At 46.6% G+C, this 2,382-nt stretch carries 5 protein-coding genes; 1 reads left to right on the top strand and 4 read right to left on the bottom strand.

Going from position 1 to position 2,382, the window contains the following annotated elements; all coding sequences use genetic code 11:
• Positions 1-83 precede the first annotated feature (83 nt).
• The 4 genes from ACFRAK_RS27820 to ACFRAK_RS27805 all read right to left on the bottom strand — a co-directional run bounded on the left by ACFRAK_RS27820 (position 84) and on the right by ACFRAK_RS27805 (position 1,308).
• The gene (locus ACFRAK_RS27820; RefSeq protein WP_394573006.1) at positions 84-236 is read right to left on the bottom strand and encodes a DUF5665 domain-containing protein; all 153 of its coding nucleotides are present in this window, start codon (positions 234-236) and stop codon (positions 84-86) included.
• Positions 212-418: a hypothetical protein gene (locus tag ACFRAK_RS27815; RefSeq protein ID WP_394573005.1), complete on the bottom strand. Its 207-nt coding sequence runs from the start codon at positions 416-418 to the stop codon at positions 212-214. Before ACFRAK_RS27815 ends, ACFRAK_RS27820 begins: the two co-directional genes overlap by 25 nt.
• Before the next feature lie 136 nt (positions 419-554).
• Positions 555-995, bottom strand: a complete 441-nt coding sequence (locus ACFRAK_RS27810; RefSeq protein WP_394573004.1) for a YtxH domain-containing protein — start codon at positions 993-995, stop codon at positions 555-557.
• Positions 996-1,050: 55 nt separating this feature from the next.
• The gene (locus ACFRAK_RS27805) at positions 1,051-1,308 is read right to left on the bottom strand and encodes a GlsB/YeaQ/YmgE family stress response membrane protein (RefSeq protein WP_023966130.1); all 258 of its coding nucleotides are present in this window, start codon (positions 1,306-1,308) and stop codon (positions 1,051-1,053) included.
• A gap of 285 nt (positions 1,309-1,593) precedes the next feature.
• Here ACFRAK_RS27805 and ACFRAK_RS27800 point away from each other — a divergent pair.
• Positions 1,594-2,382, top strand: a 789-nt coding sequence (locus ACFRAK_RS27800) for an asparaginase (RefSeq protein ID WP_394573003.1), incomplete at its 3' end; no start/stop codon positions are given.

Below are 2,382 nucleotides of genomic sequence, written 5' to 3'. Positions count from 1 at the left end.
GAACAAGCAAGAGCCCCGCATCAGATCTTTTCTGGAATGATGATTGGGCTCTTGTCTGTAAGCAGGCAGTGTGAACATGAGCATTACTGCTGCGATTGATTAATATATCCCAACAGATTAGAGATGAAATCCCCGATCATGGGCACATTCACAAAGTAACTAAGAATATAACCCAAGAGTCCGAGCACGATGGCTGTTCCGACGGTTAAGCCTAATCCGCGTGATAAGCCTGCCACGAGGTTGGCAACAATGCGCTTTTTGGGATCAGATCTTTCATCTCGGATTTCTCTAATGTATTCGCAATTTGATCGAGCCTTGTATTCAGTTTCTTCACTTCATGCCTCAATTCAAAAGGATGTTCTTGTACATCGTGATGACGACGATTGACACCTGTGTCATATGGATTGGCTTTACTCATCGGATATCCCTACTTTCTATTCAGATACATCGTGTCATTGCTGCACTCAGATCCATATCATAGCTGTAGATACGTATACGGATCTGGCACAAAAATAGCCAGCTTTGTCAGCTGGCTATTCATAAACACCTGAAGCTTAGTTCGGTGTAGATTTAATTTCGCGGCTGACTTCATCCGAAGTTTGGATAGCCTTGTCTCGCACATCCTTGGAAGCGGCCGACACTTCTTCCGAAACGTCCTTGGACACATGAGATATGTCCTGTGACAAACCGGCAGATGCTTCTTTTACGCTGGACATAATGCTTTGGCGCCCTTCATTGACCGTTGTCATCACATCTGATGCTTTGCTTCCAACCGTTTTTGCCAATTCCGATGCCTTGTCGCCCACAGTGGATGCCACTTCCTTCGTTTTATCTGTAACTTGATGCATCTTCTCGGAGAGATCACCCCGAAGTTCCCGGCCTGGTTTTGGAGCGAACAGCAAGGCGGCTGCTGCACCTACTAAAGCACCGATAAAAGCACCCTTGAAAAATGTAGATCCACTCTGTACTTGTTGTTCCTGTTCTGTGTGATTCATAACTTTCACTCCTTTTAGTTAATATAATAGGGTTAACATATGGACACGCGAGCAGTTAGACTGCGCGTCTTAACAATCTGGCAACTAGACCAAGAAGGAAGACGAAGATGGCTGTACCGATGATGGCCGGTACAATTGCGAACTCACCAATAATGGGTCCCCATGCTCCAAAGAGCCATGGCCCTAGCCATGCACCGACAAATCCTGCAATCATGGCCCCGATAACTCCCCCCGGCATTTCATGGCCGGCGAGCGCATCTCCGATAATCCCGATAATCATGGCCATGACGATACTGATGATGATTCCCCACATTAGATTAGCCTCCTTTATCAGAGCAGTGTCTTTCGAGTGGGCTTGCTTATCTCGTAATTAAACGTGTAGTCACATCCTGAAACAGTTCAGACTGAATCTGGAAATAATTCAAGTTGTCCATCCGATATGGAATATATCCTGCTGATATTCGCAAAATTTTGTACTATACTAAAAGACGGATTGGCTTAATAAACGATCAAATTAAAGCTCATTTGACGATGAGATGATACGGATACAATGTAAGAAAATCGTTGATATATACGTGTAAAGAGGGAGTCAGACAACATGGAGACCGTATTAGTGAAAGAATACAGGGCTGATATTATGGAGTGTGTCCACAAAGGACATATATGTGTCGTGAATGAATTCGGGGGTATTGAAGCATACGTTGGCGATCCCCATTATATGGCGTTTACACGATCTTCTGCAAAGCCGCTGCAGGCGATCCCGGCCATCCGAGCGGGGCTGGTTGAGTATTATCATCTAGGTCAGGAAGAAATAGCACTGATGACAGCATCCCACCGTGGCGAGCCTGCGCATATCGAGGTGCTGGAGCGCTTCGCTCAAAAGGCAAATATTGATCATAACCTTATGATATGTGCTCCCAGTTGGCCGCTTGATGAGGAGAGCAAGCAGCAGCTTGTAAGAAGCGGGGGCGATAAGAGCAGATGGTACCATAACTGTTCGGGCAAGCATTATGGTATGCTGGCATATTGCCAAATGGCAGGGTATCCGTTGCAAGGATATGAACAGCCAGAGCATCTTTTGCAGCAGGAAATCCTGAAGTGCATATCCGACGTAAGCGGGATGAAGCAAGCGGATATTGCTTTGGGAACGGACGGCTGCGGCCTTCCGGTATTCGCGATGCCGCTCTCGGCACTGGCGACGGCTTACATGAAGCTTGCTAATCCTGAGCAGATTGAAGACGCTTCGACAAGAACAGCGGTTGAGATCATTACGAGCGCGATGAACGCTTCTCCATATATGGTTGCTGGAAGAGGCAAGGTAGATACGCTGCTCCTCAAGGATGATAACATCGTCTCCAAAGGCGGTTTCAAAGGCGTGTATTGTTTC

The organism is Peribacillus sp. NPDC056705, assembly GCF_043656335.1.
The sequence above is the reverse complement of the archived record's forward strand: the minus strand, read 5'-3'. Positions and strand labels throughout refer to the sequence as shown.

Coding starts and splice junctions, on each gene's coding strand:
- ACFRAK_RS27815 (WP_394573005.1), bottom strand. CDS start 418: ATGAGTAAAGCCAATCCATATGACACAGGTGTCAATCGTCGTCATCAC.
- ACFRAK_RS27810 (WP_394573004.1), bottom strand. CDS start 995: ATGAATCACACAGAACAGGAACAACAAGTACAGAGTGGATCTACATTT.
- ACFRAK_RS27805 (WP_023966130.1), bottom strand. CDS start 1,308: ATGTGGGGAATCATCATCAGTATCGTCATGGCCATGATTATCGGGATT.